Annotated in this window: 7 protein-coding genes; 5 read left to right on the top strand and 2 right to left on the bottom strand. The window is 37.6% G+C overall.

Annotation, left to right across the window (positions count from 1 at the left end):
* Positions 1–918: 918 nt before the first annotated feature.
* Positions 919–3,144, bottom strand: a complete 2,226-nt coding sequence (locus CKF59_RS03230; protein WP_222985547.1) for a TonB-dependent receptor domain-containing protein — start codon at positions 3,142–3,144, stop codon at positions 919–921.
* A gap of 1,383 nt (positions 3,145–4,527) precedes the next feature.
* Between CKF59_RS03230 and nfsA the strand changes: the two genes are divergently transcribed.
* The 5 genes from nfsA to CKF59_RS03205 all read left to right on the top strand — a co-directional run bounded on the left by nfsA (position 4,528) and on the right by CKF59_RS03205 (position 16,861).
* Complete coding sequence (gene nfsA, locus CKF59_RS03225) at positions 4,528–5,277, top strand: oxygen-insensitive NADPH nitroreductase (protein ID WP_119534543.1); 750 nt, start codon at positions 4,528–4,530, stop codon at positions 5,275–5,277.
* Positions 5,278–5,466: 189 nt separating this feature from the next.
* Entirely contained in the window at positions 5,467–7,986 is a 2,520-nt protein-coding gene (locus CKF59_RS03220) for an ATP-grasp domain-containing protein (RefSeq protein ID WP_119534542.1), read from the top strand.
* A gap of 80 nt (positions 7,987–8,066) precedes the next feature.
* Positions 8,067–10,340, top strand: a complete 2,274-nt coding sequence (locus tag CKF59_RS03215; protein ID WP_119534541.1) for a helicase-related protein — start codon at positions 8,067–8,069, stop codon at positions 10,338–10,340.
* Between the two features lie 8 nt (positions 10,341–10,348).
* The gene (gene hrpA, locus CKF59_RS08085) at positions 10,349–16,147 is read left to right on the top strand and encodes an ATP-dependent RNA helicase HrpA (RefSeq protein WP_119534540.1); all 5,799 of its coding nucleotides are present in this window, start codon (positions 10,349–10,351) and stop codon (positions 16,145–16,147) included.
* A 144-nt stretch (positions 16,148–16,291) separates the two neighbouring features.
* On the top strand, positions 16,292–16,861 hold the full coding sequence (locus CKF59_RS03205; RefSeq protein ID WP_119534539.1) for a DJ-1 family glyoxalase III: 570 nt from the start codon (positions 16,292–16,294) through the stop codon (positions 16,859–16,861).
* A gap of 470 nt (positions 16,862–17,331) precedes the next feature.
* On the opposite strand, the gene CKF59_RS07880 is transcribed toward CKF59_RS03205, so the two are convergent.
* Positions 17,332–18,207: hypothetical protein (locus CKF59_RS07880; RefSeq protein WP_222985546.1), on the bottom strand; the 876-nt coding region annotated here is incomplete at its 5' end.

Raw genomic sequence — 18,207 nt, 5'->3', positions numbered from 1 at the left:
GCCCTAGATTATTTAAAGGAAAAAATATAAAAAATCGTATAAAATCTTATATTTTGAAAGAATAGCCGTCTATTTACAGTTATTTTTAGAAATAAAACTAACAAATGTAAGTTTTTCTTCATTTAGGTGAACCTAACTAAATAAACAAAATCAAGTTTAAAAATAAATTAGATCTAAATTTTTAAAAGAATAGACATCTATCTATAAAACAGCAAACTCGCAAATGAGAGCTAAAAACTATAAAAATAAAAAAGTCGCAACCTAAATAATCTCTACCAAAACAACAAGATTATATTAATCTCCAAAGCTCTCCTCATCAAATGAGGTTTAAAGGTAAACCTCTTGTAGCCTCACTTTGGGAGCTCATCCCAAGCCTAAATTTACCTATGAAAAAAGCCTAGGAATCATTCCTAGGCTAGTTGGTTATAAGTAAAAAATATGGGAAAAATACTTTTACTTATATTCAATGTTAAGTAAACAGCTAGCTGTTTAATCCGCTTGTGTCTCTCCCTTAGCATACAGCGATCCGTAACTGTAAGTTACTTCTAAGCTCAAGACCTTTATTCTTCTGTTCTTTTTAGGGAAAAGGAAAAGGCAATAACAAAGCTTATTGTTTTATCAAAAGATAAACTTTTCGAATTCCACTAGAACTTAGCAAAAACAATTATTAATTTAATAAAAACATAAAAAAGTAAAAAGTAAATTACTCTTACTTGAAATCCAAAGCATCTAAGTTCCTAGAGCCTCTAAAATTTCCAGTTGGCTAAAGTAAGCAAATTAAACTCCTCCTGCTTTACCTCCAACATTGAATACCCAATGGGCTTTGCCCCTATATTATAGAGTAATTTTACTTTAAATTCTAACTTTTAACAGTAGAGGAGTAAACTTAGCAAGTTTACTCCTCTATCTATTTAAAAATTAGAAATCATAACGTAAAGTTACATAGAAAGTACGACCAGGTTCAGTAAATGAATCTGCATTAGCTGCCGTAATTCCTGATACTACCCCATTTTGTTCAAAGAAGTTGGTGTAGTAGTAAGAAATATTTGACCAATCTACATACTTAGCATCAAAGAGGTTAGAGATTCCAAAACCTAAAGTTAAACCTTTAATCGGTTTCCAGTATAAATCTACATCCACTTTAGAGTAAGCACTTGATGGGTTATACATATTCGCACCTACGTTCAGATCTTTAGTTTTACGTTTATCGGTCCAGTTCCAAGTTACTTTAGCACCCCAAGTTTGGGTTTCATAACTAGCACCTAAACGAGTTTTTAATGGATCTGTAGAGTTCATAGCTGAGTAAACGCCGAGGTCATCAGTTTGATTCCCTTTAGCGTAAGCTATAGCTCCAAATACATAATAGTTATTATAGAGTTTGAGCTTAGCATCTGCAGTAAAGCCGTAGATTTTTGCATTTTTCTGATTTGCATATGAGAAGTACATAATGCCATCAGTGGTTGCACGGTCGATACGACGGCTAATAAAGTTTTTGTATTTAATTACAAATCCAGATACTTGATAACTAAAGTCAGGAGTTTGTCCTTTAAACCCTAATTCAAAGTTTCTTGAAGTTTCAGGTTTTAGGCTTGGATTCCCAATAATATATGATTGTGAACCGCCTCTCGCTCCACGGTTAAAGTAACCATAGAGTTGTTGTACTGATGGAGCACGGAAACCATGGCTATATTGGAAATAAGGAACAAATGCTTCTGCTACTTTATAATCTAAATAAAGTTTTGGTAATACTTTAGTTTTATTAATTTTATTTAATGTACCATAAGCATTACCTGAAGCAGTGGTATAACCTTGTACATAACCATTAGTAGTTTTTGGTTCTAAGCGGTAGTGAGCAAGGGTTAAGGTAGGTTTAATAGTAAAACCTGCCACTAATAACTCATCCGACACATATAAGCTTAAGTTAGTTGCCGTAGAGTTAGGAATTGGACGCATACTCGTCACCGTACTGCCTGAAGTAGTTACATAACCAAAGCTCGTACGATCTTGAGAGAAGTTAAGACCATAACGTAAAGTATTATCTAATCCCGCAAATGGTAATCTTTGCGCTGCATCTGAAACTAAAGAAAGAGTTTTAAATGAATATTTACCTAATGAATTAGTTTCGGTAAAGGTTGAACTCGAACTTAATGTCGTATCTGAAGAGTTCGCATATTGACGATAAGACTTATTACGTTGATCCGCATAAGATAACTGAGTATTTACTAAAAGGTTCTCGGTTGAGTATTCGTGTGATAAGCTTACCCTTGCTCTAGTATTACGGTCATTGGTAAATTCATATGAAGTATATGAAGTAGACCCACGTACGGTATTAAAGCCCACTGCCGTTAACCAATCCGTATAAGTACGGTCTCTTAAGTATTCTAAAGTAAATCCTACTTTATTTGCTTCATTTAACTGATAGAAGTGTTTAGTTAAGAAATAGTAACGGCTCGTATCTTGCGGATTAGGTTTTAAACGACTTGATCCCGTGCTCGAACCTAATTCACTAGCGTTATTTTTTACTTCATGTCCCGTACGGTATGTACCTAGCACATAACCTTGATAAGCTCCGAAGTGCCAAGCATAAGCCGCTGAATTCGTAAATGAAGAGTCAGTTGAGTCATATTTAGTGTAAACATAACCACCAAGCACACGACCATTTAAAATATCAGCTGGATCTAGAGTTTGGAAGTTTACCGATGGACCTAAAGAACCACGGTTATTCCCATCAAAATCAATAGTTGCTGATTTTAAGCCTGTAGTTTCAATAAACGCTCCACGACCAAAGCTAATCGCTTTAATCTTTGCTGACCAGAAACGAGACTCTAAACCTTCCCCTAAAGAAATTCCATCTAGAGTTAAGGCAATACGGTTACCTTGTAACCCACGAATATTAATTGACGCTTCACCATCACGTTGACGTTGCGATTTAGTAATAGAAACGGTTAAATCATTCCCAAAGAAAGATTTTAAAGTCCCTGTTGAAGAAGTAGTTGGAGTTACCGTTAATACGGTCGCTGGTTGCGTACCGGTTACGGTTACCGTTTGTAATTTAGTGCTTTCGCTTGAAGAATCAGCAAAAGCCTGACCCGCTACTGCAAGCATTACAGAAGCTACTAAAGTTAGAGAGAAGTTTCGTTTCATAGCGTAAAACATTAAAAATTAGAGTGATAAATTCAAAAAAAGATCCTTATGGTCTCTCCATAAGTTGAAGATAAACTGCAATTTATCTCTGATCTTTTACTAAGCAAACTGCAATTTGCTTACAAAAGAACTTTAAGTTTATTTAGCTCAACTATCTGATCTTTGACTAGCCTTAGGTTTTCCCAGCAAAAGACTGATCTTAGAATGGTAAAGATTTAAATTCGAACTTAGCTTATCTTTGAAGTGAGAGCTATCTGCTCCACAAGTGCTTAAACTCATCTAAGTCAAATTAAATATTCTTTAACTTACTTTTTGAACTCGCTTTTTAAGTTTTTTTCTAGAGCTTAAACTAGATAACTACTCAAAAAACCATTAAAAAAGCACCAAGATGGCTAAAGCTAAATAAACTTAAAGGAACATAATTTTATAACTAAAACTCGTAAGGCTTAAAACCTACAAATTTATTTTAGCTATAGTCAATTTAGAGTGATTACAAGTTCTTTGTATAAAAATTTATCTTGAGACAAGGAAATTACTAGAGAAAAAGACCAAAAGCTAATAACCTACCGCCTAAATGATAATGATTATTATTTTTATAAAAGACTAAAAGAATTATAACAAGGAAGAAAATAAAAATTGAGAGTTATTTTGCTTAAATTTATCTGAGATTTTTTATCTTTTCACGTTGCTTAAAGTTTTTAGCGATTTTTTTATAGGTGTAAACTATCAATTAATCTTTAACTTTATAAAGATTTTAGGCACTAACTCCAAGGAGAAAAAATAAAATTCTTATGCAAGAATATTTGCCCGAAAAATTACTTGTTTATTCTCCAAGCTCTACTTTAACTTTTGCTCCTACACTCAAACTTTTCTTTAGTTTTATCCTCTTCCCTAAAATAAGGTTTTAAATTTTTTCTCTTTAAAAGCTAGAACTATTCCCCATAAAAATTTCCTCAACTTTTTGCTTTCTCGTTCCCAGCAAAAAAGCTTCTCTTCCTCAGCAAATACCCTTACTTTTAGTAGGTCTTTTCTTCTCTCAGGGTAAAATCCCCAACTCTCTTTCTTAATTAATATTCCGTAACAAAAATAATAATAACCTTATTCCCTAGTAATTTAATCAAATTTTATTTTTCTTTCCTCTAAATTAATTGCTCGTAAAATAAACTTATCTTGTAAAAGTATAATTACCTTATTCTCATCTTAAAACAAAAACATGAGTTCTTGTTTTTAAGTGCCAAGGATTATACTTTTCCTCTCAAAAACAAAAGAATAAGCTTTACCTCAACACTAGAGGTTAAGCTCATTAAGTTTTCCGTTCTTTTTTAATTCGCTTTTACTTTTATTCGCTAGCCTATATTAGAATTTACGCAAGAAAGGAGTTTTATGACCAGATATTCTTTAGTACCACATTTACAATCTACCCCAACTCTTGAAACCATCTTTGCTCACTTTTCTGTGCGTCACTTTAAGCCTCAAACTCTTAACCCTGAACTCCTAAAAGTTATTGTCGAAGCGGGAACTCGAGCTTCAACCTATGCTAATATCCAAGCTACCTCGGTAATCCGCATTAGTGATCCACAATTACGTCAAGAAATTGAAGCTCGTTGCTTTAAACAAAAAGCGATTACTCAAGCAGCCGAGTTTTTAATTATCTGTTTTGACTTTAATCGCTTTAAGGTAGCTAATAGTCAAGCTCAACTTCAATATAGTGAAGTTTTTCTTGCTGGAACCATAGATGCAAGTATCTTTGCCCAAAACATGATGTTAGCCGCTGAATCTCTCGGGCTCGGAGGCTTATTTATTGGAGCAATTCGTCATGAAATCGCTTGGCTCGATCAACAACTAGCCTTACCTGAATATGTAGTGCCTATTTTTGGCTTATGTTTAGGTTATCCAGATGAAGAGCCGCTACAAAGACCACGCTTTGCACTTGAACAAATTCTCCATACCAATAGCTATACTCCCATCAGCCCTGAACAACTCCAAGCTTATGATCAAACTCTCCACACTTATAACCAAAAATACTTACATAAAGATGGAGAATGGTCTAACTCTACCGCTCACCTCTTTGATCGTCCCGCAAATCCGGAGTTTGTCAGCTATTTAACGAGTAAAGGCTTTTGTAAAAAATAATTTTAGCCTCAGGATTTTAACTTCTCGCCCGTGCGAGAAAAGGCTAAATTTGCTATAATAGGAGGCAGTGTACCCTAGGTAGCATTAATGAATTTGATCTTGGCCTCAAAAGGTCTCTAAATTTTTTCGCAAGACCATTCTGCTCAGATTTATCTTTGGGTAGCTGGTCTTGTTTGCATTTGAAAAACTATGAGAAAAACTTATCGCATCATTAATTTGGTAAAAAAAGCTCAACTCTATACGAATCAAGCTCTCGAACAAGCTCTTGCTAAATTTAATCAAGAGCAAGACTATTTGTATCTAGAATTAACGCACTATGACCTAGATAACTTTGTTTTGCGTATGCAAAATAATCAACTGCAAATAGCTTATTTACCACCAAGCAATCAACGTGTAGTCTATAAGCATCCTGAAGACCAATATGCTGCGAGCTTACAAACCTCTCAAGAGGTAAGTGAACTAATTTATTTTACCCCAGCCAATGTAGATCTCGTACTCGCTCGTTTTGGACCGCAATTTAACCATAATGGCTTTGCTCTTGTCCAAGCTTTTACGAATTTAGGCATAAGTGTTACCAATAGTATTCAGGGCTTACGTAATTGCCGTGATAAATGGTATAGCTATTTACAGCTAACGGATATAGTACCTTTAGTCAATTCAAGCTTTACCACTTGGAAACAGTATTTAAATTTACCAGATGATCTCTTAGTTTTTCCACAAATTAGCAAACCTAACGCCTCAACTATGGGCGGACAAAATCTCCACCTAGCGTATAATCAACCACAACTGGCACAAAATACTCTAGCTCTACACCCCTATGACTTTACTCTTACTCAAGAGTATATTCAAAGTTATGATCTGCGCAATTATGATTTACGGATTATGGTACTCAATGGACAAGTAACTGGAGCATTTTTACGTGTCTCTCAAGAGGATAAAATTGTTGCCAACATAGCTCAAGGGGGTTACGGCGTAGCTTACCAAATTACCCCTGAACTCGAGCAACAAGCTCTTGCTATAGCCCAACGCCTCGATCTCGAACTCTGTGGTCTAGACTTTATTTATAATCACCAATACCAACAATGGCAATTCCTTGAAGCTAATGCTAACCCTGGATTTTTTGCATATGATAAGGTGCTTAAACAAGAGTTTGCCCAAAATATACTTGACTATTTGCTCATTCGCTTAACTGGACATAATCGTCATTACTTTATTAATCACCACTTAACAGAGACAGATTTAACTAAACTCCATCCTTTAAGCAAAGAGCAAGCTCTAATTTGGCAACAAGCCTATAAACAAGAGTTACAAAATCAACAGCAAGTACAAGTTGACTTTGCCATTGCTCAAGCTACTGCTCAACAACTTAAAGAACAACTCATAGCTCAAGGGGTACAAAATGCAGAAGAGCTCGTAGCTAGTCATACGGGAATAAGTCTACAAAGTGCTAATGCTCACTATGATCCAAGTCAAGTAGCAATGCAATTGCCAACTTTAACACCTGCAGAACAAAAACAAGCTAACTACCAAAAGCTGACTGCAAATCTAAGTAGCGAAAAAACTCAGCAACTCCAACCTTTACTCAAGGATCTTGCCCAAGATGCAGCTCAAGCAGGAGTTAGTTTACAGCAAAGTACCCCGACAATTATGCACCAAGAGGCACAAAAACAAGCTACTCAAGCTCTTGCTTTAGAGACCGCTCGTATGCAAGCAGAATTAAGTTCTCAAGAGCAAGCTCAAGCCCAAGCCGATAAGGTTGCCCAAAGCCTCTTAACCCATCTTGAATCTGAGGATAACTTTAGTCAGCTTGATCCCCAAAGCTTAGCTCATAAAGTTCAAGACTTAGTCAGTGCCGAAGAAAAACTCTTACATTTAGATCCAGCTTCAAGGCAGCTAGCTTCGCATAAGGCTTCATCTAATTTGGTAACAACTGCTCGAGAAGCACAAGCTAACTTGACAATTCCGCCTCTTAAGGTAGAAACCCAAGAACTTGGAGAATCTTCTCTCCCTAAAATTGAGACTGATACCAGTCAATTAATCTTTGCTCCTGATCCCTCATTAATTGCTTTAAAAGTAGAACGCCAAAAGCAATTAATTGAAAAAGAACAACGAGAAAAAATCACCTCACAAGTTGAAGTAAAACCTCGAGGAGCTGAGGAGTTAAATGTAGTAACCTTTGCCCAAAAAGGTCTTGAGGCTAGTGGTTCTCCTGTAGCTCTTGCTTATGCTTTAAACAGCACTACTTCTGCCCAAACCAATCTGACTACTTTAACGCAAGCGGTAGGAGAGGTGCTCACCCAAGTTGCAAATACCAGTAATAAACAAGAATTAGCCCAAGCTCTTGTTGCAGATATTTGGCAATTTCCTGAAGTTGAAGCACAAAATTTACCGAGAACACCACTCGCTGTTCCCTCTCTCTTTGCCACTCAGGCTTTAGAACAAACAGCAACTCAACCTACAGATGCTACCCAGTTTGACTATGCCGCTTTTATGGCAAACAGCTCAACCTTACTCGGAGTTAATGCTAGTGTACAAGCAAGTCTCAAACATGGTGAAAACCAGGAGGCAATTATTACCCAAGCCAATGCGAGTGCGGGAAGAATTAATCCTCTAAATAATTTCGCTTGTGCTCAAGATAATCCCACCGATTTAGTGAGGATTACCGAAAAACAACTAAATCTCTTAAGAGCCAAACAAGAGTTAAAATAAACTCAAATTGTTGATTTACACATAATTAACCTTTAACAAACCTACGAGCCACCAGCTCTTAGGAAAAACGCTAAAAAACCATGCCTAACACAAATCCAACTAAACTATTTAATCTTGTTTCTAACTATGAACCTGCCGGTGACCAAATCACCGCTATAGAGCAAGTTAGCTCTTGGCTCGAGGCGGGAGTTAGAGACATGACAATCCATGGGGTAACAGGTTCAGGAAAAACCTTTACCATGGCCAATATTATTGACAAAGTCAATCGTCCGGCAATTATTTATAGTCCGAATAAAGTGCTCGCTTACCAGCTCTATGAAGAACTCAAAGCCTTTTTCCCTGACAATGCCGTACACTATTATGTTTCGACCTTCGATTTATATCGTCCCGAGTTCGTCAAAAACAATGAGTTTCATACCAAGCAATCGGTAACCAATGAAATTCTTGAACAAATGGTACTAGATGCTACTACCGCTCTTTCGACCGGACGCCGAGATACCATTATTGTCACCAGTTTATCTTGTATCTATGGTACAGGAGCTCCGGAGATGTATCGTAAATCCATTATCGATTTAAATCTAGAAACTCCCATTAGCATGGCAGAACTGGTAGCTCGTCTTGAACATTCAGGTTACCAAGAAACTCCACGTAAACTTGCTCGTGGTCTCTATCGCCGTACCGAAAGCAAAGCCTATATCTGTGCTCATGCTTATGAAGACAAAATGAAAGTGTGGGAGTTACGTTTTGATGATCAAGGATATCTCGAACAAATTCATTTCCGCACTCGAGATGTCGCTACGGGAGAAATTCTTGAAAGTCGTACTAATTTAAGTAGTGGGCATATTTACCCTGCAACTCGACATACTCAAGATTACTACACTAATGAGGAAATAGATCTGATTGGACAAAAAATGCTCAAAGAAGCAGCTAAACAACGTAATGAACTCCATCCCAATCAGTATGACCTTTTAGTACAAAGAATTGAAGACGATATTAATGAACTAAAACGTAGTGGCTACTGTAACGGGATTGAAAACTACGCTTGGTACTTTAATCGCCAAAATCTTGATCGTGAGTATTCTCCTGATGACTATGAGAATATGCGTCCTTATACCCTAATGTCCTACCTTGCTAAGGATACAGTATTTTTTATTGATGAATCACATTTAGCTTTAGGACAAATTCAAGCAGCTTCAAGTGCTGACTTTTCAAGAAAAAAAGACTTAATTTCTAATGGTATTCGTTTACCCTCATGTGTAATTAATCGTCCACTTAAAGGTAAAGAAGTACGCGAACTCGATTTCCAAACCGTATATGTTTCGGCAACCCCTAATCCTCGTGAACTCGAATTATCGGGCAAAGAACATGTAGCTCGTCTCTTTATTCGTCCAACCTACCTCCTCGATCCCGAGGTGGAAGTAGTATATGTAGATCAACTCGAGGGAATCAGCTATACTCAACACGTAATCCAGCAAATCGAACAAACTCGTAAAAACGGCGGAGCAGTTCTCTTACGTTGTCCAGATAGTAAAATCGCTCGCAACTATGAACTTTTACTTCAGGATCTTGGCTTTAAAGCTAAAGTAATGCTTGCTGAAACTCCGGCTCCAGAACGTCGAGAATTAGTCGAAAGACTCCAAGCTGTAGACCCAAATCTCGAAGCTTTAGATGTAATTATTGGGGTTAACCTCATTCGTGAAGGTCTAGATATTCCACGAGTGGAAAAAGTCCTCATCGTTTATGCCGATGTAGGAGGCTTCCTAAATGATACTACTTCTCTAATTCAGGTAATTGGTAGGGCTGCTCGTAATACCAAAGGGAAAGTTTATATTTATATGAACAACCCTAATAAGATGACAAGCCAAATCCAAGAAGCCATTGACCAAACGCAAGCTCGTCGTCAACTACAAATGGATTACAACCGTCAGCATCACAAAACCCCTCGTACTGCGGTCGCTAACTCTTATCTCAATAATATGATTGCCCGTAGCTACCAAGCTGATCATGAAGATCTCTTTGCTGATGTCGAAGATCTAGGATTTAATCTTAACGAGCAAGGAAATCTCAGTCAAGATCCAGAACAAGAAATGATCTTAGCTCGTCGTGTTGCTCTAAACCAAGCAAGTATTAGAGCTGCGACCCAAGCTTTAGCCCAAATTGAAGCGAATGAAATTGAGGCGGGACTTCGTCCTCAACCTTCAGAACCCCAGAAAAAACGAGGCATTCCTTTACCAGGTAGCCCTGAATATGAAACCTGGCTCGCAAGCCAAAAAGAACAAACTGCCGAAGTCGGCTCAGATTTAAGTGAAACAAAAATTAATATTTTTAGTTCACGTCGACGTCGTAAATCATAAGGAGTTTTATGTCAACTAATGATTGGCGCACCACTCTTGCAAATTTAGGCAATAAAAATAAAGTTAGTAATCGCATTGAAATAGATGCTGATCTTAAAGCTAAGCTCAAGGGCTTGGTTCAAGATGGTACCTCTACCGAAAAAGAGATTGCTACTCCAACCAGCAAGAAAAAACAAAAGTTTTTTGCTCCAGGAAGCAAGACTCCTTCACCTACACCCTCAACTAAAACTACGAACAAAAAAAGCAAAGGGCAAGCTCTTGGAAATGACCTCTCTGCCCTTGCGGAATTACGCGCAAACTTAGCTCAAAGTGAAAAAGAAAACGTAGCTCCAATCCGTAAAGCTGGTTTTGGGGGCTATAAACTCGGAAGTAAAAAATCAGCTCCTGAATCTAAAACTTCTAACCCTAACTCGGAGGAGACAAGTGTAGCTACCAATAAAGCAGCTCTTCCAAAAAATCAAGATTCGGGAGCAAAAATGGTAGCGACTGCAGGAACTATTAAACAAGCTGTTTCTCAAGCTCATCCTCGTAAACTCGTGGATAATCCTATAGCTTCTCAACTCCAAGCTTTAATTGAGCAAACCTCTCCCGCTCAAGCAAAGCAACCTCAAGCAACTTATGTGGGGATGTCGTCTCCAAAAAACCGCTCAGATGCCAAAGCAACTCGAGTTCCTGATCCACAGTTTTTTACTGCTGAAGAGGAAGAAAGTGCGGTTTTACGTCAGCTGGATAAATTAGCAGCGAGCAGACGTCAAATTCAAGCTCAAACGCATAATGACTTTACTCCTAACTCAGGAGTACAAGCAGAAGCACAAAAGTTTGTCCATAAGGTGCAAGGGCAAAGTAAATCAGCTCGTAACCGTCAACGCCAAGAGCAAAGATTTAATTTAGATCCTCAAGTTAATCAAGCTCTCTTGACCCAACTTCTAGGGTCTCAAGTGCTAACCCTAAGCCAAGAACAGCAGTTATTACATACTCTAGGTTTAGCACAACAAAAAGCTCAAAGCCAAGTGAGCTTAGCTCAAGGACAAGCTTGGTTAAAACTGCTTGCTGTAAAAGAAATAAGTGAGCTTTTAGCTTTATGGCAACAAGAGCAACTTAGTGGACAAAATCAGCTCTCTGCTCGCTTGGCTCAAGCCCAAACTCAACTTGAGCAACAAAAACTCGCAACTCCACAGCAAGCAACAATCTTGCATGAGATTACCCTTAATCTCTTAAAACAAGCAGATGCCTATGCTTTACGTCAAGCCTCTGTACCGCCACAGATTAACTATACTCCTGATCTCCCTGTAACTCAGCAAATAGATTTAATTCGTAAGCTCTTACGTTACAATCAGGTAGTAGTAATTGCTGGGGATACAGGTTCAGGAAAAACTACCCAAATCCCTAAACTTTGTTTAGAACTCGGCTTTGCCCAAAAAGGTTATATCGGGCATACTCAACCTCGTCGTATTGCGGCTTCTTCAGTTGCCAAACGTATTGCCGATGAACTAGAAACCGAATTAGGTGGACTCGTAGGTTATAAAGTACGTTTTAATGAGCAGGTTTCACCACAAACGCAAATTAAACTTATGACTGATGGGATCTTACTGGCGGAAATGCAGCACGATCCCCTCCTAAAACAATATTCTTGTTTAATTATTGATGAAGCTCATGAACGTTCGCTCAATAACGACTTTATTCTTGGCTACCTCAAGCTCATCTTGGCTCGTCGTCCTGATCTGAAGGTAATTATTACTTCGGCAACCATTGATGTGCATCGTTTTTCCCAGCACTTTAATCAGTGTCCTATTGTCGAAGTTGCTGGACGTACTTACCCTGTAGAAGTAAGATATCGTCCTCTAACTTTAGATAACTTTGTCTCTGACTCTAGTGCTTTTAGTCAAGAGTTTACTGCTCGGCAAGCTCTCAAGCATGATCTCGAGACTACACAGCTCCAAGCCGAGACTAGGGTAAATGCTCCTGTACCAAGTGCAACTACCCTTAATGCTACGGCACCAAAGGTTACCTCAAATAGCTCAAACGAAGAAACCACAAGCAGAGAACAAGCTTCTACAGTTGATCCTCAAACCTCTACGGCTAACTTTATCCCTCCTCGAGGCACAACCATAGGTCGTTCCCGTCGCCAAGCTAACTTGCGTGCGGATGAGACCTTTGGTTTAAGTACGGTTAACCCTTATGCGAGTGATAATGAGGCGGGTTCAGCTTTTGCTCGTCGCATTTATAGTGAGAAGTCACCAACTAGCCAAGATCTTGAAAGTGCTAAAGCTCGAGAAGTTGCGTCTGAGGCATCTCAAGTAAGACAACAAACCAATCTAGACGCAGTTCCTGCGAAGCTAAATGCAGAAACTAGCTCTAGTTCATCAACTCATAGCTCCCAAGAAGAGCTTAATTCTTGTCAATTGCGTCAAGAACAACAGCAAGAGGATACCTTTACCCCTCAAAGTTTTACCCAATACAAACTCGGACCTCATGGTTTTGGTTCTTCGGACAAAGACCTTAAAGCTTATAAAAATTATCGTAAATTTGCCGATGATGCTGATTCGAGCTTAGAACTAGGACAAGGAATTATTGCCGCTTGTGAAGAACTATTCCAAGAAGGAAGAGGTGATATTTTGGTCTTCCTCTCAGGTGAAAGAGAGATTCGTGATGTAGCTAATGAGTTAAGTCAACACTTTACTCATGTAAATCGTCGTTTTCCTGGCTTAAAAATACTCCCTTTATATAGCCGTCTTTCTTCGAGTGAACAACAATTAATCTTTAAACCTGATGGCAGTTTAAGAATTATCTTAGCTACCAACATTGCAGAAACCTCTTTAACCGTCCCAGGCATTAAATATGTAATTGATGCGGGAACAGCACGTATCTCTCGCTATAATTACAAAACCCAAGTTCAAGGTTTACCAATTGAAGCTATTTCCCAAGCTTCAGCAAACCAACGTAAAGGACGTTGTGGACGTACAAGCCCTGGAATTTGTATTCGCCTCTATAGTGAAGAAGATTTTAACTCACGTCCAGAGTTTACTGATCCAGAAATTAAACGTACCAATCTCTCTGCAGTAATCTTAAAAATGCTTAGTCTCAATTTACCGCATATTGAAGACTTTCCGTTTTTAGATGCTCCTGAACGTTCGTTTATTCGTAGTGGTTTACGTCTGCTCGAACAACTTGAAGCCATTCAAGTTACTGAGCATGGTTACCGCATTAATAAACTCGGGAAACAACTAGCAGAGTTACCTGTAGACCCACGTCTAGGACGCATGATTCTTGAAGCTTCACATTTAGGATCACTAAATGAACTACTCATTCTCGCTTCAGGGATGACTATTGTTGATGTGCGTGAGCGTCCACAAGGCAAAGCCGAGCATGCGCAACAACTCCATGCTGAGTACAAGGATAAAAACTCTGATTATATGACCTTGCTCAATTTATGGAACTTTATCTTTGCCGAAAAAATGTCTAATACCCAATTTAGAAAGTTCTGTAAACGTAGATACCTCAATTATCTCCGCATCCGTGAATGGCAAGATCTCTATAGTCAACTTAAGCTTGTAGCTTTACAATTAAAACTCAAGCTCAATCAGCTCCCTGCAAATTATCCGGAAATTCATCGTGCCATGATTCCAGGTTTACTCGATCATATAGCACAAATTGACTCGGCGGATAAACTCTTATATCGAGGAGCAAGAGGTAAAACCTTCCGTTTCTTTAATACTTCGGTATTACATAAACAACGTAAAACTTGGGTAATGGTAAGTGAAATGCTTCACTTAAATCAAACCTATGCCATGATGGGAGCTAATATAGAACCAAGTTGGGTTGAACCCTATGCTCGTCATTTACTCAAATATGCTTATCAACAACCACATTGGTCAAAACGTCGAGGTGAAGTATGTGCCTATATGAGTGCAAATCTCTTTGGGCTTACCATTGTTGATAAACGCCTCGTGAGCTATGGCAAAATTGATCCCGAAGTAAGTAGACAAATTTTTATTCGTCAAGCTTTAGTTGAACAAAACTGGGATCAAGAATATGAGTTCTATCTCCACAATAACACCTTGCTCGCTCAAGCTCTTAAAGTCGAAGAGCAACAAAGGAAACGAGGAATTATTATTTCTGAAGAAGATCTCTATCAATGGTATGCTCAGCGTATTCCTCAACATATAAATAATAACGTGAGCTTTGCTCGCTGGTGGAATCAACAAGAGCAACAAGATCCGCATTATCTTGATATTAACCTTGAGCAGATCTTAAATCCTGAGCAAGAGCTTACGAGCTTCCCTGAGTATATTCAGGATCAAAATTGGCAACTAAAACTAAATTACCTCTTTGAACCTGAATCTAAATGGGATGGGGTGAATGTTCTGATCCCAATTCAATTCTTACAAGGCTTAGACTATCGTCTCTACCAATGGCACATAGCTAACTATCGTCAAGAATTAGTCGAGAACTTAATTCGTAATCTCCCGAAAAACTTACGTAAACAATTAATTCCAGCTCCTGACTATGCTCGAGTTTTTTGTGAACGTATTCCTCACGTTCTCGAAGAAAAGGGGAAGGTATTCAGTTTTTATCAAGTACTGGCACAAACTTTTAAGCAAATCAATGGCAGTTATATTGAAGCGGCCATATGGCAAGAAGCGACGCAAAGTTTACCGGCTCATTTACAAGTACACTTTAAAGTCCTTGATCTTGAAGGGCAGGTAATTGCTCAAAGCAATGATCTTGTCCAGTTACAACAAGATTTACAACAGAGATCACAAGAACTAGTAAATACTAAGAGCAAACAAGATTTAGCGAAAGCTAAAATCTATACTAACTTTGATTTCCAAAGTTTTGGGCAAATGCGTCAACTGAAAAAAGGAGGAGTGTTACTAGACTCTTATCCTGCTCTTGTTCCCGTGTTAAGTTTAGAGCCCGAAAAACAACAACTTCTCAGCAGTAAACTTAAAGCCATTGAAGAACAATTGGGTAATAGTGATTTACGCCAAAATCACATCGCAGGTGGAGTAATTATCCAAAACCTTGCTACTGCTAGCGAACAAGAGCGAGTAATGCATGCGGGATTACGTGACTTGCTTTTACTTAACAGCCATAATCCAATTAAATTCTTACAAGAAAAATTACCTAATAAAGCCAAACTTGCAATGTACTTTAGTGGGAGTGTAAGTAAGATTATTGCTGAATGTATTCGCAGTGCTGCCGATCATATTATCTATAGTTACCAAGAGCAAGCTCAAGCCTACTCGATAAGTAAAGGTAACACCGCTCAACCTTTTATTTGGGATAAAAACTACTATGAGTTTTTACTCGATAAGATGCGTAGTGATATAAATGCCAGCACTTACAAAGTTGCTCAATTGGTAGAACAAATTCTGATTTTGGCAAATCAAATTCAAAAAGAACTAAAAAAACCTAAAGATCTCGAAGTAATGTTGGCAGTTAATGACATTAAGCAACAACTTGCCTCTTTAACTCGAGAAGACTTTGTGGCTGAACATGATTTTGAGCAATTGAGTCAAGTACCACGCTACCTTGAAGGAATTCTTTATCGTTTAGCTCGCATGGGACAAAACCCTAGTCTCGATCAAAAACGTCAAGAAGAAGTAAACTCTTGGGAAGAAGTTTACCAACAATTAGCTCAAACTTGGCCAGTTTATCGTGATCCAACTCCACTCAAAGAACTGTTCTTTATGCTACAAGAATTTAGGATTAGTCTCTTTGCGCAAACCCTAGGTTCGAAAATTCCAGTATCAGGAAAAAGAATTGAACAATTTATTGAGCAAATTAAAGAAAATGTAATTTAAGGGTTATAATCCCTAAATTTAGGATTAGCTTTGGCTAGTCCTTTTTTTATCTCTTTAGAAAATAAGACAAAATATTTCCTTCCTAACAAGAAGAAACAAGTATAATATAATAACTATTTATATAATTATGAGGACTTAAATATAATGACAAAAAAGGTAGCCTTACTTTTAACAAAAAACTTTGAAACCGTAGAAGCTTTAGCACCAGTTGACATCATGCGTCGTGCAGGCTTAGAAGTTACAACTATTTCTCTAGATCAAGAACAAGTAGTTACTTCAGCTCAAGGTGTTGCCGTAACTGCAGATCAACTTCTTCATGAAGTAGCAGACTTTACAGCTTTTGATGCTTTAGTACTTCCAGGTGGCGGTTTAGATCCACAAAAATATCTAGACCGTGAAAAAGAAGTTTCATTCTTTGCTCAAAGTAGCGACAAACTCCTAGCTGCAATTTGCATGGCTCCAGTAGTTGTTGCAAGTTTAGGTCTCTTAAACGACCAAACTGTAGTTTGTTATCCTACCTTAGCTTCAAACCTTGAGGGTAATGGTGCAAAATACCAAGATCAGAAAACTGTTTATTTAGAAGAACAAGTAATCTTAACTGGTCAAGCTCCTGGAGTAGCTTACGATTTTGGTTTTGAAATCGTACGTGTTCTTCTTGGAGCAGAAAAAGCTAATGCCGTTGCTCAAGAGATGTTTTTTAGCTATAAAGCGTAATATATAAATAACAATCCATATAAAAAGGGGTCCTAGTGGACTCCTTTTTATTTAGCTAAAATTCTTCTCCTATTAGCTCTCAAAGTGAAACTATCTTCTTCTCTCAAGTTTAACTCGCTCAGGTATCTATATCTGCTCAAGCTATAAATAACTTCATGCCAATACTTTTCCACTTATATTTTCTTCTCCTCCCCTATCTCTCTTTCCTCTAAAAATTTATGCAACTTCTTCTCTCTATTATCTAATCAATCCTTACTCTACAATGATTTACTAACCATGCTTATTCGAAAAAAGTCTTAGCTTGCGTTTAGCTTAAAGACCTTAAATTCCCTCTGATCTTATCTACTTGTATTACCTTACCCATAGCTCTTAGCTCTCCCGTTCAAATAAAATTTTTCCATATAAAAAGAGCTCTGTGGTTGCCCACAGAGCTCTTTTTTTGTTCTATAAACTACTTGTAGCTAAGAAAATTAGTTACTAGCAAGGTTTATAGTTTCACAGTTTTGTAAGTAAATACGAGCATCTTCAGCAGAGAAGTTGTATTTTCTTACAATATCTTGAGGACTTAAATTATCTAAATCAGCAAGAGATACGCTGTATTTAGCATTTAAGTTATCGTTGTGTACTAGACAAACTTGGATTCTATTAGGAGTCTCAAAGTCAACGAAAATAGAAGAGAAATCATTTAATCCATTATCATTTGCAGATTGATCTTCGATTACATCTGTATCTAATTCGTTAGTGATATCAAGACGATCCATAGCTTCACGGTAAGAGTCGCTACCATCTAGTGATACATTAGTTACCCCTTTATTACTATTGATTGTAATATTAGTTGCATCAATTGTACCTGTAGTTGCATTACCATAAGTATCAATGGTTACATTTTGTGCAGTGGTTGTTGAACCAGTACCATTGTATGAACCATTAGTAGAGTTGATAATTACGCTACCATTTGGAGCTGCAATTGATGAGTTACCACTAGTAGTAATATCATCTTTAGCAGTCATGGTTACATTACCTGTTTCTGCTGTAACCGTTGAATTACCATCTACATTGATTGAACCATTTGGTGAAGTGATATCAACATCTTTATAAGCATCAACATTAGAGTTATTAGTGATATTTACACCTTGATCACCATTGATAGAGATAGAACCATTCGCTGATGTTACATCTGTGTTATCTAGAGTAGTTGTACCATTAGTTGAATTGATATCAACACCTTGATTACCACTAATATTTGAATCTTTTAAGGTAACATCATCTTTACCTTTAATTGTAACTGTACCATTATCAGAAGTTGCAGTTAAGTTTTCTGCAGTTACCGTTGAGTTAGTAGACTC

Origin of the sequence: Psittacicella gerlachiana (assembly GCF_003585965.1) — a bacterium.
GTDB classification, from domain to species: Bacteria; Pseudomonadota; Gammaproteobacteria; order Enterobacterales; family Psittacicellaceae; genus Psittacicella; species Psittacicella gerlachiana.
The sequence above is the reverse complement of the archived record's forward strand: the minus strand, read 5'-3'. Positions and strand labels throughout refer to the sequence as shown.